Consider the following 14,539-nt stretch of genomic DNA (forward strand, 5'->3'; position numbering starts at 1 on the left):
AGCAGCATGGCCAATGCCAAGGAAATTCGCGGTCAGATCAAGAGCGTAAAAAATACGCGCAAGATTACCCGCGCCATGGAAATGGTGGCTGCAAGCAAGATGCGGCGCGCGCAGGAACGGATGCGTGCCGCCCGGCCTTACGCGGAGAAAATCCGTGAGGTATTGGGACATCTGGCGCTGGCGCACCCAGAGTACGAGCATCCTTTGATGCAGGTTCGACCCGTCAAAAAGGCCGGGTTTCTGGTCATCACCACCGACCGTGGTCTTTGCGGTGCGTTGAACGTCAACGTACTGCGGCAGACCGTGTACAAAATGCACGAACTGCACGAGCAGGGGGTGAGTTCGGATCTCGCGGTCATGGGTAACAAGGGGCTGGGGTTTTTGCGCCGGCATGGCGCGCATCTGGTCGCCGAACTGAATGGACTGGGTGACAAACCCAATCTGGCAGATATGATTGGACCCATCCAGGCCATGGCTGATGCTTATGCCAAGGGTGAAGTGGATGTGGTTTATCTGGTTTCTTCCTACTTTGTGAATACCATGCTGCAACGCGCCAAGCTGGAGCAGTTGTTGCCCGTGGAAAAGCCCGAAGTCCCCGCCGAAAAACCAGCAGGGATGTGGGATTACATTTACGAACCGGAGGCACGTCCGGTACTCGACAAGCTCCTGCACCGTTATGTGGAATCGGTCGTGTATCAGGCGGTGATCGAGCATCTGGCCTGCGAGCAGAGTGCGCGGATGGTGGCCATGAAAAATGCTTCGGATAACGCCAAACGGATGGTGGGCGATCTGCAGTTGGCATACAACAAGGCGCGTCAGGCAGCCATCACCCAGGAAATCGCCGAAATCAGCGCGGGTGCGGCGGCGGTTTAGGGATCAAGTACAGTTTTTTGGGAATTTTTGAGGGTTATATCATGAGCGAAGCGGTAGTTAAAGAACATGCCGTCGGCCACATTGTCCAGGTGATCGGGCCAGTGATCGATGTCGCCTTTCCTCGCGGAGAGATCCCGGAGATCATGGAAGCCGTGGTCATCACGGAAAAAAATCTCACCATCGAAATACAGTCACAGTTGGGTGACGGCGTGGCTCGGGGCATCGCCATGGGACCCAGCGAAGGACTGAAGCGCGGTCTGGCGGTGGCCCGTACGGGTGCCCCCATCAGCGTGCCGGTGGGACATGGCACGCTGGGGCGCATCATGGATGTCCTCGGTGACCCCGTGGATGGCAAGGGTCCGATACAGACCGAAGAGCGCAAGGCCATTCACCGGCCCGCCCCCAGTTTTGACGAGCTGGCCGCCAGTACGGAAGTGCTGGAAACCGGCATCAAGGTCATCGATCTGATCTGCCCTTTCGCCAAGGGCGGCAAGGTCGGCCTCTTCGGTGGTGCCGGGGTGGGCAAGACCGTGCTCATGATGGAACTGATCCGCAATATCGCCATTGAGCACACGGGTTATTCCGTGTTTGCCGGGGTGGGTGAAAGAACCCGCGAAGGCAATGACTTCTACCACGAAATGACAGAATCCGGCGTGCTCGACAAAGTGGCTCTGTGCTACGGCCAGATGAATGAGCCGCCCGGCAACCGTCTGCGCGTCGGTCTCACCGGCTTGACCATGGCGGAGCATTTCCGGGATGAAGGCCGCGATATTCTGATGTTCATTGATAACATCTTCCGTTACACCCTGGCGGGTACCGAAGTGTCCGCACTGCTCGGGCGTATGCCTTCGGCGGTGGGTTATCAGCCGACCCTGGCCGAAGAGATGGGCAAGCTTCAGGAACGCATCACCTCCACCAAGGTGGGTTCCATCACCTCGGTGCAGGCGGTTTATGTGCCTGCCGACGATCTCACCGATCCTTCCCCGGCCACGACCTTTGCCCATCTGGATGCAACGGTCGTGCTGTCCCGCCAGATTGCCGAACTGGGTATTTACCCCGCCCTGGATCCTCTGGATTCCTTCAGTCGTCAACTGGATCCTGCCATTGTCGGTCAGGAACACTATGATGTGGCCCGTGCCTGTCAGAAGACCCTGCAGCGCTACAAGGAGTTGCAGGACATCATCGCCATTCTGGGCATGGATGAACTTTCGGAAGATGACAAGCTGCTGGTTTCCCGGGCGCGTAAAATTCAGCGCTTCCTGTCCCAACCTTTCTTTGTCGCGGAAGTATTTACGGGTAGCCCCGGCACCTACACTTCCCTGAAAGATACCATTCGTGGGTTCAAGGCCATTGTTGCGGGTGAATATGACCATCTGCCGGAGCAGTCTTTTTACATGGTAGGCACTATTGACGAAGCGATTGCCAAGGCGCAAAAGATGCAGCAGGGATAAGGTATGGTCATGACCATTGATGTGCGGGTCGTCAGTGCTGAAGGGAGCATCTACGAAGGGGTGGCCACGATGGTGGTTGCTCCTGGCGAGGTGGGTGAACTGGGTATTTTACCCCGCCACGCGCCGTTGCTGACCGGATTGCGTCCCGGCGAGTTGCGGATTATTCACGGTGAAAACACCGAATATCTGTTTGTCAACGGCGGGATGCTGGAAATACAGCCAGACATGGTGACGGTTCTGGCGGATTCGGCAGAACGGGCCACGGATATTGACGAAGCCAAGGCACTGGCCGCCAAGCAAGCCGCTGAAGCCCGTCTGGCCAGCAATCTGGATCAGATGGATTATGCGGCAGCCCAAGGTGAACTGCTGGCGCAAATCGCCCGCTTGAAAGCTGTTCAGCGCTTGCGCGAACAAGGCTTGCTACGTTAATTGCAACGCACGGATGCATCTGTCTTTGGACAGGTTTCACGAACCCCGGTCGCTTTGGTGACTGGGGTTCGTGCATTTTGAGGATGGAGCCATGGAGCCGATGACTACCGACATTGTGATTCTTGCCGCCGGACAAGGGACCCGCATGCGCTCGGCGCAGCCCAAGGTGTTGCAGCCGTTGGGCGGAAAACCCTTGTTGGAGCATGTGCTGGACACCGCGCAAAGCCTGCAGCCGCGCCACTTGCATGTGGTCATCGGCAATGGCGCAGATTTGGTGCAAAAACACTGTGCGGACCGGCCAGTGCGGTGCTGGCACCAGCAGCCGCAAAAAGGTACGGGAGATGCCCTCAGGGCGGCTCTACCAGGCCTGAACGGCGCAGAGCGAGTGCTCGTACTTTACGGAGATGTCCCATTACTCACGGCTGATACCTTGCGGGCCTTTCTGGCAGAAACACCCAAGGGCGCGGTCGGGCTGAGTACCGCCCTACTCGAAGAGCCCCGGGGTTACGGGCGCATCGTGCGTGATGCGCAGGGCCAGGTGCAGGCCATTCGCGAGCAGAAAGATTGCAACATGAAAGAACAGTCTATTGCCGAGGTCAACCTGGGCATGATGATATTGCCCGTGGCCCCCCTGCAAAACTGGTTGGCAGACTTATCCGCCAATAATGCCCAGGGAGAGTTCTACCTGACCGATGTGGTCGCTGCCGCCCATGCCAGTCATCACCCCGTCCGGCCTTTTATTTTTAACGATGCCAGCGAAGCTCTGGGCGTCAATGATCTGGTGCAACTGGCGGCACTGGAAAGAATTTATCAGCGTCGGCAAGTTGAACAATTGCAGCGGCAGGGACTGCGCCTGGCGGATCCGGAGCGATTGGATATTCGCGGTACCTTGCAATGTGGTCAGGATTGCTGGCTGGACCCCAATGTCCTCTGTATCGGCAAGGTGCGTTTGGGCAATCGGGTGCGTATCGGGATGGGGGTTGTCCTTCAGGATGTGGACATTGCCGATGATGCGGAGGTCCTGCCCTACAGCGTGCTCGAAGGCGCGCATATCGGCTCTGGGGCACGCATCGGTCCTTTCGCACGGATTCGTCCCGGCAGCGATATTGGCGTTGCTGCTCATATCGGCAATTATGTCGAAGTCAAAGCATCACGCATTGGTGCGGGTTCCAAGGCCAATCATCTGACCTACATTGGTGACTCGGAAATTGGCACGGGGGTGAACGTGGGTGCGGGGACCATCACCTGTAATTATGATGGGGCCAACAAACATAAGACCCTGATCGGCAATGATGTGTTTGTGGGCTCCGCGACGCAGCTGGTCGCTCCGGTAAGGGTGGGGGATGGAGCCACCATTGGTGCCGGCAGTACCATCACCAAGGATGTCGCCGCCGGTGGTTTAACGCTCAGCCGCAGTCCCCAGCGTTCCGTTCCAGACTGGCAGCGCCCCAAGCGGCAACCCAAATAAAACCAAGGTCTTTTGGCAGTTCCTGTTCCCGGGAGAAAAATCATGTGCGGTATTGTTGGCGGTGTCAGTAGGACAGATCTGGTTCCCATGATTCTCGAAGGTTTGCGGCGACTGGAATACCGCGGCTACGATTCAGCAGGTTTGGCCATGCTGCAGTCGCTGCCGGGACAGACCCCTACCTTGGAACGGGTGCGCAGCGTCGGTCGTGTCGCGGACTTGACGGCAGCCGCGGACGCCAGGGGCATTCAGGGTTTGCTGGGTATTGGCCATACCCGCTGGGCGACCCATGGCGGTGTGGCCGAATGCAACGCCCATCCCATGATTTCCCAAGAGCACATTGCCGTGGTACATAACGGCATTATCGAAAACTTCCATGCCCTGCGCCAGCGTCTGGAGCAGGCAGGTTATGTGTTCACGTCCGAAACCGATACGGAAGTGATCGCCCATCTGGTCCATTTCTACCGGCAGAGCACCCCTGATTTGTTGACTGCCGTGCGCCAAACGGTGTCGGAATTGCGGGGTGCCTATGCCATTGCGGTCTTGTCCCTCACTGACCCGGAGCAACTTTGTGTGGCGCGCATGGGTTGTCCCTTGTTGCTGGGCATTGCCGATGACGGACATTACTTTGCCTCGGATGTGGCGGCCTTGCTCCCCGTGACCCGGCGCGTGCTGTATCTGGATGACGGCGATGTGGCCTTGCTGGAACGGAACAAACTCATCATCACGGATCAGGCCGGACAGCCGCAACAACGCGAAGAGCACTGGAGTGCGCTCAGTGCGGCCGCGGTCGATCTGGGTCCGTATCGGCATTTCATGCAGAAGGAAATCCACGAACAGCCCCGTGCATTGGCGGATACCCTGGAAGGGGCTTTGAATAGTCAACTGAATCTGGCTGATTTATGGGGAGCGCAGGGAGAAGAAATTTTCAAGGATGTGGACAGCGTGCTTTTTCTGGCGTCGGGCACCAGCCATTACGCGACCCTGGTGGGCCGGCAATGGCTGGAAAGTATCGCGGGAATTCCGGCACAGGCGGAGTTGGGCCATGAATACCGCTATCGGGATTCCATTCCCAACCCGCGCCAGCTGATTGTTACCCTGTCCCAGTCGGGGGAAACCCTGGATACTTTTGAGGCCCTGAAACGCGCCAAGGATCTGGGTCATGACTACACCCTGTCCATTTGCAATGTGGCTGAAAGTGCCATCCCCAGAGCCTCGGCCCTGCGTTTTCTGACCCGGGCGGGTCCGGAAATCGGGGTGGCTTCCACCAAGGCCTTCACGACCCAACTGGCCGCCTTGTATTTACTGGCCATTTCGCTGGCCAAGGCCCAGGGGCGACTGGTCGCCGACGCCCAGGCCGAGCATCTGGACGCGCTCCGTCAGCTTCCCGGCAGTGTCCAGCATGCCCTGAATCTGGAGCCACAAATCCAGGGCTGGGCGGCGCGTTTCGCGGGCAAGGAGCATGCCCTTTTTCTGGGACGGGGCCTGCATTATCCCATCGCCCTGGAAGGTGCCCTCAAGCTCAAGGAAATCTCTTACATTCACGCCGAAGCCTATCCCGCCGGAGAACTCAAGCATGGCCCGCTGGCCCTGGTGGACAGCAACATGCCGGTGGTGGTCATTGCCCCCAACGATCGCCTGCTGGAAAAAGTCGCGGCGAACATGCAGGAAGTTCACGCCCGGGGCGGGGAGTTATACGTATTCACCGACGCCGACAGTCACTTCAGCGCCAGTGAGGGCATCCATGTGCTGCGCCTGCCCCGCCATACCGGCCTGCTCTCTCCCGTGGTGCATGTCATCCCGGTACAACTGCTGGCCTATCACGCCGCCCTGGTCAAGGGCACGGATGTGGACCGTCCGCGTAATCTGGCCAAGGCGGTGACGGTCGAATAGGGGGAAATCATAGCTTTTACCCGATGTTAACGGACAAAAAAGTTTCATCCTCGACAAAATAGTTTCACCACCAAATGTTGATCGAAGGAGATTCGCCGTCGCTGGATGAACGAAGCGCACGATACAAATGTACAACAACACACATGCGCAGGAAAAGCAAATAATTTTCAGATGGATAGAAAAAATGTCCAGCATGGACAAGAATGGTGAAACCATGCCCCGCGCTCTTTGCTTTTCGGAAATCCTGACCTATAGTTTTTTATAGGTAATCAAAAAATCGCTTATTTCTACAGAGGAAATCGTCATGGCAAGTTCCGGCAAATATGGCAATGTACAAATCCCTGGAATCGGTGCCGATGAACCCGTATTCATCCTGCGCGCCCAGGATCGTCTGGCGGAAGCCGCCCTGGAAATGTACCGGGCGCTGGCGAACTCCCATGGCGCTCCGGTAGCGCCCGGAGTCAGCAGGGAAATAGATCGTTTCCAGCAATGGAAGGGGCAGAAAAAACTGCCGGACTGACCTTCTTGGCCCGTCGGTGCCGACACAGGATACCGTGAAAGAGAGGCGTCCGACGGGCCATTATCGGATCGGCTGCGCCGGCTGGTATTATCCGCACTGGCGCGGCCCATTCTATCCTGACGATCTGCCCACGCGGGGCTGGTTGGATTTTTACGCCCGCCATTTCGACACCGTGGAAATCAACAGCAGCTTTTATCGTCTCCCCGGCGAGAAGGCCCTGTCTACTTGGCAGGAATGCACTCCCTCCGGCTTTTGCTTCGCTTCCAAGGCCAGCCGCTTGATCACCCACCGAAAAAAGCTCTCTGCCGCGCAGGGCGCCCTGGCCGTTTTCCTCGGGCGCATGGAAATCCTCGCCGGGAAACTCGGGCCCGTTCTCTTCCAGTTGCCGCCCCACTGGCGGCGAGACGCCCAACGCCTGGATCGTTTTCTGAACGATTTGCCTCCAGGACATCGTTACGCCTTCGAAATGCGCGACCCGAGTTGGCACCACCCGGAGGTCTATGCGCTTCTGCGTGCCCACAACGCCGCCTTCTGCATTTTTGATCTCGCCGGTTTCCAATCCCCTTTGGTGCTGACCGCGGACTTTGCCTACCTGCGCCTGCATGGGCCGGGCGCTGTAGCCTATGCGGGCTGTTATGGGAGCGACGCCCTGCGTATCTGGGCGGCGCGCATCCGTGGCTGGCAGGATCTGAGCGCCGTCCATGTGTATTTCAATAACGACCAGGCTGCCTACGCTACCCGCAATGCCCTGGAACTCAAAAGTATTCTCGCGTTGTCCGCGGAGGAAGGCGGGTGTGCCGGCGCTTGATGGGGCGACCGGCGCACGGGCCTTCCTACTTCACGAGATGGCGTTGGAACCACGCCAAGGCCAGCCTTGCGACCTCTTCCAAAGTCCCCGGCTCCTCAAAAAGATGCGTGGCCCCGGGGATGATGACCATCTGCTTCTCTGCCCGCAGCTCGGCGTAGGCCTTTTCATTCATGGCGATGACCACCTCATCGAAACCCCCGACGATCAGAAGGGTGGGTGCCGTCACTTGGGAAATGCTGGGGCCGGTCAGATCGGGACGCCCGCCGCGGGAGACCAGCGCCTTGATGTCGTCGCCGAGTTGCGCGGCCGCCCGCAAGGCGGCCGCCGCGCCAGTGCTGGCTCCGAAATACCCCAGGGGGAGCCCCTCCGCCTCCTGCCGCACCCAGCGGGTGGCCGCCACCAAGCGTTCAGCGAGTAATCCGATGGCGAAGCGGTTGGCATAATCGCGATCCTCCTCGGCGCTCAAGAGGTCGAAGAGGAGCGTGCCGACCCCGCCGCCCTGCAAGACCTGCGCGACGTAATTATTCCTGGGACTCAGGCGGCTGCTGCCGCTGCCGTGGGCAAAAAGCACCAGTCCTCGCGCGTCCGGAGGCAAGGCTAGCGTACCTTCCAGGGATCTCCCGTCGGCGGGGATGGTAACAAGTCGTCGTGTGACTTCTTTGGACATAACTAGGTACCCCCGATGGTTGGATGCAACCCCTGTGACTTAGCGATAGTGAGCTGTTATCGATTCAAACACAAGAATGGTAACTTCTGACGCAAGCCCAAAGGGCGGCCTTTAACCGGGGTTCATTCCCGTTTTATTGCGTAAATCAACCAAACTACAGCTTGTTTTCCTGGTGGCCTGACAGTCGGCATCGCCCGGGACATAATCAAAGGAACAGGATTTCTTTTGCAACTCCAGCCAGTCCTCCGGCGGATACTTCCCCTCCGGAAGATTCGGTGGGAAATATACGCACATGCCGCATAACATGTGTGCTTTATCGGATTCGTCACTCATGAAGATTCACACCTCGCCATATGGAGCGAAAAATTATATATCCACTCATCCCATCGTTGCACCCCTCTGGAAGCAGCATCATGCCAGCTCGCAAGGAACCATCCCGAACTATGTGGATGACAACATGATAACGACAAAGTGGCATCTGCGCTCAGATGATCGTCCAGCACCACGGCAATGCTCCGCCTGTCAGCGGGATGCGCCGGAGGACAACAGGCAGGCAATGCCCGTCGGAGCAAAAACCATCCGGAGCGACTGCCATTTTTCGATTCATTCGCCGTATTTCTTTGCCGCTCAGGAATTTTCGTGAATGATCCGCAGGGCCTTGGCCTTGACCTGCTGCAATTGCCGACGGTACAGCGAGCTTTCGTACCCTGCCAGCGGGGTTCGGGTCAAGGGATGGAGGACAGCCCGGCTCTGGCCTTCTCGCGTCTGGATATGCACCAGCATGGACAGGCCCGGCCGCAGCGGGTGACTGGCCAATTCCGGCGCCGGCAAGGAGATGCGCACCGGTACCCGCTCGACGATGTGGATATAGTTACCGGTGGCATTGTCCGGGGGCAGGATGGCAAAGGCACTGCCGGCCCCCGGCGAAAGCCCCTCCACCCGCCCCTGGTAGCGGACCCGGCTGCCATAATAGGAACTCTCCATGCGCACCTTCTCACCGGGCCGGACCTGGGCCATCTCCGTTTCCTTGATATTGGCCACTACCCAGAGGGGTTGCAACGGCACGATGGAAAAGAGCCGTTCTCCCGGATGGATCATTTGCCCAGGATGCGCCTGGCGCTGGGCCACGAAGCCGCTCACGGGGGCCCGGATATCTCGCCGCAGCCATTGCATATAGGCTTTTTCGAACGCCCTGGCCGCCGCCTGGACCTGAGGATTATCCTGGAGGGTGGTATGCGCCACCAGGGCATGGGCGGCCTGTAGCCGGGCCCGCAGGGCCTTGATCTCGGCCCGCAGGCCGATGATGTCCTGTTCGGTGTTGGCAATCTGGATGCTCGCCACCGCCCCGCTGGCCCGGGCCCGCCGGTAGCGTTGCAGATCTTCCTGTAACTCCCGAAGTTTCGCCTGACGCGCCCTGATCGTTTGCCGAAGTTCATCCACTCGAGCGAATTCCTGGCGGACCTGCCGCACCACCCGCCCCAAGGCCGCCGCCCGGGCTTTCATGGCCAGGTAGCTGCGATCCCCCCAGACCGCAGCCAAGCGCTCGCCGGCGTGGACGAACTGGGTATCCTGGACGAAAACCCGGCGAATGGTCCCAAAGGCCTGTGCTTGAATGGGGTCGATGTTGCCGGTCACGTAGGCATCGTTGCTGACCACCTCCCGGCTTCCGACCAGCCACCACCAGAGCAGCCAGAGCAAGAGAAAGAATCCCAGCACCAGGGCCAGAACCAGGAGATTTCGACGGCTACGCCGCAAGCCCTGGCGCTGGGTCGTGGACTCGTCAGTGGCCATGCCGATTGCGCACCTTCTGGAAGTAGCCGCCGCCCAAGGCCGACTCCAGCAAGGCCCAGTTCTGGAGGCTCGCGGTCTTCAACTGGATGATCGCTTGCCTGGCCCGGAGGTACCCTATTTGTTGTTGCAGATAGGGTAATCGAGTCCCGATCCCGCTTCGCCAGGCTCCTTGGGCCAAGCCGAGCTGCCGTCTCGCAGCAGCCAGGGCTTCCCTGGCCGCCTGCCGCTGCCCGCGGAGCTTTTCCCAAGCGCTGAGGATGTCCGCCACTTGACGCAGGTCCGAGAGAATCCGGGCACGGTATTGCTCCTGGGTGGCAAGGAAAAGTGCATTCTCGCCCCGCAGGCGGGAACGCAGCGCACCCCCCTCGAAAATGGGCAGGGTCAGAACCGGCCCTACGGCATGAGCAAAATTTCCGGGCTGGAACAAATCTCCCAGGTCGATGCTGTTCCACCCAGCCAACAGGCGCAGGTTGAGATCGGGATAAAACGCCGCCCGGGCGGCATGAACACGGGCTGCAGCCGCTTCCATGGCCCAGCGGGCGGCAATGATGTCAGGGCAGTGGGCCAGGAGCCCCAGGGGCAAGTCGGCGGGAAGTCGGGCATCGGGCAGGAGCGGGAATGGGGGCGGGATTCTCTTCGGTTGCGCCGTCCCAGGCCCCTCGCCAGCAAGTTCCGCCAGGGCATGGCGCTGGGTGGCACAATCCGCCTTCAAGGTGGCCAGGCGTGCCGCCGTCGTGGCAAGCCCCCGGCGCGCCTGCAAAAACCCTTGGGCATTGCCGATCCCGGCAGCATAGGCCGTCCTGGACAGCCTCAGGTTTTGGTGCAGGACCTGAAATACCTGCTCCTCTTTTTGTTGCAAGGCTTCGTCACCCATCAGCGCCACATAGTGCAGCACCACGGCGGTACTCAGCAGCAAGCGGGCTTGCGCGAGGTTGGCCGCGACCATTTGCGCATCCCCCCGCGCCGCCCGGACCAAGGCCTGGTCCTGGCCCCAGAGATCGATGTGATAGCGAATTTGAATGGGATTGAGCTCGGTAAAGAAATTGCTGGTGCCATTGGCACTCAGATGCAGCCCCTGCGCCGAAAAGTATTGCTGCGTAAAAGACAGGCCGGCGTCGAAATGGGGGAGACGCCGGGCATTGGTCACGCCGACCACCGCCTGGGCTGCGAGAACCCGTGCCGCCGCGGCATGCAGACTGGGATTGTCGGCCAGGGCCCGAGCCACCCACCGATCCAGTACCGGGTCGTGCAATGCCTTCCACCACTGATACCGAGGCCAGAGCTCCGTGGGTCGCATCCCCTTGGGCAGGCTGGGGGCCGAGGGGGCTGGGGCATGGGGATTGCGGGGTAGCTTGGGCACGGTGGCGCAGGCGGACAGGAATAGCGCCATGCCACCGAAACAGAGCAAACGCAGGGTTTTCACGGTTCGACCATCTCCTCGATAGCCATTTGCTCGCTGAGGGGTTCCCCTGATACCGGGGGGCGGCGCAGCAAAAGGCTCAGGAAGGCCAGGGCCAGAAAGCCCCAGGCAGCGATCCAGAAGACTTCGTTGAAGGCCAGCATGTCCGCCTGCTGGGCGAGCAGTCCTGCCAAATGATCCCGCGCTCCCCTCGGAGTCATGATGCTGGCGAAATGGCGCAGCTCCATTTGCCAGGCAACCTGGTTCTGATTGGGATCAGCGATCAGAAAATGCCGATGCAGATCGGCGCGACGTTCCCAGAAGGTTGCCAATGCGGGAAGCCCCATGGCTTGGCCCGTAGTGCGCAAGAGATTGAGCAGCGAGGCCGCCTGGACTTCCTCGGCGCCGGTCAAGCCCAGGAGTCCCATCCGTGCCCAGGCACTGAACACCGCCCCCAGGCCCAGCCCGATCAGAAGTGGCGGCCAGATCAACATCTCCGGGGAGACCGGCAGCGCCCAGGAAGCCATCCAGAATGCCGCTCCACCGAGCAAGAGCATGGCCGCCAGGCTCAGCCAGCGCGGGTCGTGGTGGCGTAAATACCAATGACTGAAGGCCGCGCTCAGGGGGGCAAAGAGGGCCATGGAAAGGAGCGGAAGCCCAATGCGGTAAGCGCTGAAACCAAAGTGCAGCTGGTACTGGATGACCAGAATCGCCAGGCTTCCCTGAAACAGGAGAGCCGTCAGCCAGATACCCAGGGCGGCGAGGGCAAAGTTTTGGCGGCGGAACAAACGGAGCGGAATGACCGGGCGGGGATGAGGCGCAGACCACAGCAGGAACGCCAGGCCCGTTGTCGCGGCAAGGGCAAGGAGCAACTGGGTGCGCCCGCTATCCCACCAGCCTTCGGTGTCCCAGGAGTTGAGAATCATCAGGGCACTGCCCAAGGCCAGCACAAGGAAGAGATAACCCGGCCAATCCATGGGATGCGGCGGAAATTCGCGGTCCGGCTCCTCCCACAGGGCAATGCCCAGGAACACCAGCAGTGCAAGGGGGACATCCAGCACAAAGAGCCAGCGCCAGCCCCAGGTGTCGGCCAGCACGCCACCCAGAAAGGGCCCGAAGGCGAAAGGCGTGATGCAGGCCCAACCCCAGAGCAAGAGCGCCACCTTCTTGCCCCGCTCGTGATAATGGGCAAGCAACTGACCAAGGGACAGGGGTATGCTCAAGCCACCACCCACCGCAGCGACGATCCTTGCCCCCAGAAACACGGCGAAATGGCTGCTCACGGCATTCACTGCCGAAGCGGCGGCAAAGAGCGCGAAGGCCAGGAGCAGCCCGTCCTTCTGCCCCCAGCGGGCGCGCACCCAGGGTGCCAGGGGCAAGGCCAGACCCAGGCCCAGAAAATACAGATCCTGGGTCCACACCCCATAACTGGGGTCACGACCGAGACTGCCCGCGATTTTGGGGATCATCGGCAGGTAGGCACCGCCATTGAAGAGCACCAGGAAGTGACCCAAGCCAATACTCAGATTGGCGGCGAGAAAGCGATCCCCATGCCCATCCCGGTTGAGCTGATGGAAGAATCTGTTGAATGACTGACCCATGGAAATCCCGACAACAAGCAGGCGCACAGGATAACAAGGGGGATTTCATCGGACAACAACATGCTTCTGAACCATTCTTCGGGTATTCATTGCGTAGTGGAGATCCAAATGGCACGCATGATGGATCCTCTATTTGTGTTATAAACAGTAAAGGCACAGCCTGCCACTAAAACCGTTATTTCAAATAAAAAGGAGAATAATCATGGAAATGCAATTTTATGGTGCTGCGGGAGGGGTTACCGGGTCCTGTCATTATCTGCGGGTAGGCGATAAACAATTGCTCATAGATTGCGGTCTGTTTCAGGGTGGGCATGATCTGGAAGAAGAAAATCACGGTGAGTTTGGTTTTGATGCCAAAGAAATCGACTACTTACTGCTGACCCATGCCCATCTGGATCATTGTGGACGCATTCCCTTGCTGGTCAAGCGCGGTTTTCGTGGCGAGATCATTACGACTTCAGCCACCCGTGAGCTGGCACGACTGGTGATGGTGGACTCGGCAGGGCTGGCGGAAGAGGAGGCGCGGCGCGCCAGTCGCAGGCACCAGCGGCACGGCGAAACGGAGTCCGCTCCCCTGTATGATATTGCCGATGTCCTCAACACCATGGAACGCTTTGGCCGCACGGCGGAGTATGGCCAGAAACTGGAAGTCTGTTCGGGTGTCAGTGCGACCTTCGGCGATGCGGGGCATATTCTCGGTTCCGCCTGGATTCTGATCGAAGCCAGCGAGGCTGGGAAACAGCAGCGCATTGTTTATTCCGGCGATCTGGGCAACCGCGGCAAGCCCATCATCAACCCGTCGACGCCTGCCCCCGAGGCGGATGCCATCGTCATGGAAACCACCTACGGCGATCGTCTGCACAAGGCTATCGGTCCTTCCGTAGAGGAGCTGCGCGATGCCATTCTTGACACCCTGAAACAGGGTGGCAATGTCATCATTCCCACCTTCGCTCTGGAGCGGGCCCAGGATTTGTTGTATTACCTGCGGGAGATGATGAGCGACAACCAGATTCCCGCCACGCTGCCCGTCTTTCTGGATTCACCCATGGCCATTTCGGCGACTGAGATTTTTCGCCGCCATCCTGAATGCTTCAATCCCGATACCCGCGAAAACCTGTTGCAGGGTATGGATCCTTTCGCCCTGCGCAACCTGCTTTTCACCCGCGAGACGAGCGAATCCATGGGCATCAATCTGATCAAGGGGGGTGCCCTGATCATGGCGGGTTCGGGAATGGCCACCGGGGGGCGGGTCGTCCACCATCTCCGCCACAATATCTGGCGGGAGGAAAGCAGCGTGATCTTTGTGGGTTATGCTGCGCAAGGAACCTTGGCCCGACGCATCATCGATGGTGCCAAAACGGTACGTATCTTCGGGGAAGAAATCCGAGTGGCCGCCCGTATTTACACCATCGGCGGGTTCTCGGCCCATGCCGACCATGATGAGCTCCTCGCCTGGTTCGGCAACCAGAAGCCAGCGCGGACGGTCCTTGTCCATGGTGAGGACAATGGCCGTGAGGGTATCGCCAAGGTGCTGCGGGCCAGGGGGTTACAGGTGGATTGCCCGGTTATCGGCGATCATTATACGCTCTGAAGGCCCAGGCTTCACAAGTAGTCCATTACCTTCGGACCATGAAGGCATTTC

Annotated in this window: 14 protein-coding genes; 9 read left to right on the forward strand and 5 right to left on the reverse strand. The window is 59.5% G+C overall.

Features of this window, described 5'->3' with window-relative positions; all coding sequences use genetic code 11:
• Nucleotides 1–6: 6 nt before the first annotated feature.
• The 7 genes from atpG (at nt 7) to ACJU26_RS00225 (ending at nt 7,439) form a co-directional block, all read left to right on the forward strand.
• A complete protein-coding gene (gene atpG / locus ACJU26_RS00195; RefSeq protein ID WP_414040563.1) occupies nt 7–873 on the forward strand; it encodes a F0F1 ATP synthase subunit gamma in 867 nt (288 codons plus the stop codon).
• A gap of 41 nt (nt 874–914) precedes the next feature.
• Nucleotides 915–2,324 carry a F0F1 ATP synthase subunit beta gene (gene atpD, locus ACJU26_RS00200; RefSeq protein WP_414040564.1) on the forward strand — a complete coding sequence of 470 codons (1,410 nt, stop codon included), beginning with the start codon at nt 915–917 and terminating at the stop codon, nt 2,322–2,324.
• Nucleotides 2,325–2,327: 3 nt separating this feature from the next.
• Nucleotides 2,328–2,753, forward strand: coding sequence for a F0F1 ATP synthase subunit epsilon (locus ACJU26_RS00205; RefSeq protein ID WP_414040565.1), 426 nt, complete (start codon nt 2,328–2,330; stop codon nt 2,751–2,753).
• Nucleotides 2,754–2,853: 100 nt separating this feature from the next.
• Nucleotides 2,854–4,221 (forward strand): bifunctional UDP-N-acetylglucosamine diphosphorylase/glucosamine-1-phosphate N-acetyltransferase GlmU, encoded by a 1,368-nt coding sequence (glmU, locus tag ACJU26_RS00210; RefSeq protein ID WP_414041998.1) that lies wholly within the window; start codon nt 2,854–2,856, stop codon nt 4,219–4,221.
• Nucleotides 4,222–4,263: 42 nt separating this feature from the next.
• On the forward strand, nt 4,264–6,111 hold the full coding sequence (gene glmS / locus ACJU26_RS00215) for a glutamine--fructose-6-phosphate transaminase (isomerizing) (protein ID WP_414040566.1): 1,848 nt from the start codon (nt 4,264–4,266) through the stop codon (nt 6,109–6,111).
• A 304-nt stretch (nt 6,112–6,415) separates the two neighbouring features.
• Entirely contained in the window at nt 6,416–6,631 is a 216-nt protein-coding gene (locus tag ACJU26_RS00220) for a hypothetical protein (protein ID WP_414040567.1), read from the forward strand.
• A gap of 34 nt (nt 6,632–6,665) precedes the next feature.
• Nucleotides 6,666–7,439 (forward strand): DUF72 domain-containing protein, encoded by a 774-nt coding sequence (locus ACJU26_RS00225; protein WP_414040568.1) that lies wholly within the window; start codon nt 6,666–6,668, stop codon nt 7,437–7,439.
• A 25-nt stretch (nt 7,440–7,464) separates the two neighbouring features.
• On the opposite strand, the gene ACJU26_RS00230 is transcribed toward ACJU26_RS00225, so the two are convergent.
• Both ACJU26_RS00230 and ACJU26_RS00235 read right to left on the reverse strand, forming a co-directional pair.
• Entirely contained in the window at nt 7,465–8,106 is a 642-nt protein-coding gene (locus ACJU26_RS00230) for a dienelactone hydrolase family protein (protein ID WP_414040569.1), read from the reverse strand.
• Nucleotides 8,107–8,217: 111 nt separating this feature from the next.
• Nucleotides 8,218–8,439, reverse strand: a complete 222-nt coding sequence (locus ACJU26_RS00235; protein ID WP_414040570.1) for a hypothetical protein — start codon at nt 8,437–8,439, stop codon at nt 8,218–8,220.
• Between ACJU26_RS00235 and ACJU26_RS00240 the strand changes: the two genes are divergently transcribed.
• Complete coding sequence (locus ACJU26_RS00240; RefSeq protein ID WP_414040571.1) at nt 8,438–8,749, forward strand: hypothetical protein; 312 nt, start codon at nt 8,438–8,440, stop codon at nt 8,747–8,749. The two genes, ACJU26_RS00235 and ACJU26_RS00240, sit on opposite strands and share 2 nt — an antisense overlap.
• Here ACJU26_RS00240 and ACJU26_RS00245 read toward each other — a convergent pair.
• Genes ACJU26_RS00245 through ACJU26_RS00255 form a run of 3 tightly spaced genes read right to left on the reverse strand, consistent with a single transcriptional unit; the run spans nt 8,734 to nt 12,897 of the window.
• Nucleotides 8,734–9,897, reverse strand: a complete 1,164-nt coding sequence (locus ACJU26_RS00245) for an HlyD family efflux transporter periplasmic adaptor subunit (RefSeq protein WP_414040572.1) — start codon at nt 9,895–9,897, stop codon at nt 8,734–8,736. The two genes, ACJU26_RS00240 and ACJU26_RS00245, sit on opposite strands and share 16 nt — an antisense overlap.
• On the reverse strand, nt 9,887–11,320 hold the full coding sequence (locus ACJU26_RS00250; protein WP_414040573.1) for an efflux transporter outer membrane subunit: 1,434 nt from the start codon (nt 11,318–11,320) through the stop codon (nt 9,887–9,889). The genes ACJU26_RS00245 and ACJU26_RS00250 overlap by 11 nt, the downstream gene beginning before the upstream one ends.
• On the reverse strand, nt 11,317–12,897 hold the full coding sequence (locus ACJU26_RS00255) for an MFS transporter (RefSeq protein WP_414040574.1): 1,581 nt from the start codon (nt 12,895–12,897) through the stop codon (nt 11,317–11,319). Before ACJU26_RS00255 ends, ACJU26_RS00250 begins: the two co-directional genes overlap by 4 nt.
• A gap of 202 nt (nt 12,898–13,099) precedes the next feature.
• Between ACJU26_RS00255 and ACJU26_RS00260 the strand changes: the two genes are divergently transcribed.
• Nucleotides 13,100–14,488, forward strand: coding sequence for an MBL fold metallo-hydrolase RNA specificity domain-containing protein (locus ACJU26_RS00260; RefSeq protein ID WP_414040575.1), 1,389 nt, complete (start codon nt 13,100–13,102; stop codon nt 14,486–14,488).
• Nucleotides 14,489–14,539: the final 51 nt, after the last annotated feature.

Origin of the sequence: Acidithiobacillus sp. M4-SHS-6 (genome assembly GCF_047421495.1) — a bacterium.
In the GTDB taxonomy this organism is placed as follows: domain Bacteria; phylum Pseudomonadota; class Gammaproteobacteria; order Acidithiobacillales; family Acidithiobacillaceae; genus Acidithiobacillus.

Coding starts and splice junctions, on each gene's coding strand:
- atpG (WP_414040563.1), top strand. CDS start 7: ATGGCCAATGCCAAGGAAATTCGCGGTCAGATCAAGAGCGTAAAAAAT.
- atpD (WP_414040564.1), top strand. CDS start 915: ATGAGCGAAGCGGTAGTTAAAGAACATGCCGTCGGCCACATTGTCCAG.
- ACJU26_RS00205 (WP_414040565.1), top strand. CDS start 2,328: ATGGTCATGACCATTGATGTGCGGGTCGTCAGTGCTGAAGGGAGCATC.
- glmU (WP_414041998.1), top strand. CDS start 2,854: ATGACTACCGACATTGTGATTCTTGCCGCCGGACAAGGGACCCGCATG.
- glmS (WP_414040566.1), top strand. CDS start 4,264: ATGTGCGGTATTGTTGGCGGTGTCAGTAGGACAGATCTGGTTCCCATG.
- ACJU26_RS00220 (WP_414040567.1), top strand. CDS start 6,416: ATGGCAAGTTCCGGCAAATATGGCAATGTACAAATCCCTGGAATCGGT.
- ACJU26_RS00230 (WP_414040569.1), bottom strand. CDS start 8,106: ATGTCCAAAGAAGTCACACGACGACTTGTTACCATCCCCGCCGACGGG.
- ACJU26_RS00240 (WP_414040571.1), top strand. CDS start 8,438: ATGAAGATTCACACCTCGCCATATGGAGCGAAAAATTATATATCCACT.
- ACJU26_RS00235 (WP_414040570.1), bottom strand. CDS start 8,439: ATGAGTGACGAATCCGATAAAGCACACATGTTATGCGGCATGTGCGTA.
- ACJU26_RS00245 (WP_414040572.1), bottom strand. CDS start 9,897: ATGGCCACTGACGAGTCCACGACCCAGCGCCAGGGCTTGCGGCGTAGC.
- ACJU26_RS00255 (WP_414040574.1), bottom strand. CDS start 12,897: ATGGGTCAGTCATTCAACAGATTCTTCCATCAGCTCAACCGGGATGGG.
- ACJU26_RS00260 (WP_414040575.1), top strand. CDS start 13,100: ATGGAAATGCAATTTTATGGTGCTGCGGGAGGGGTTACCGGGTCCTGT.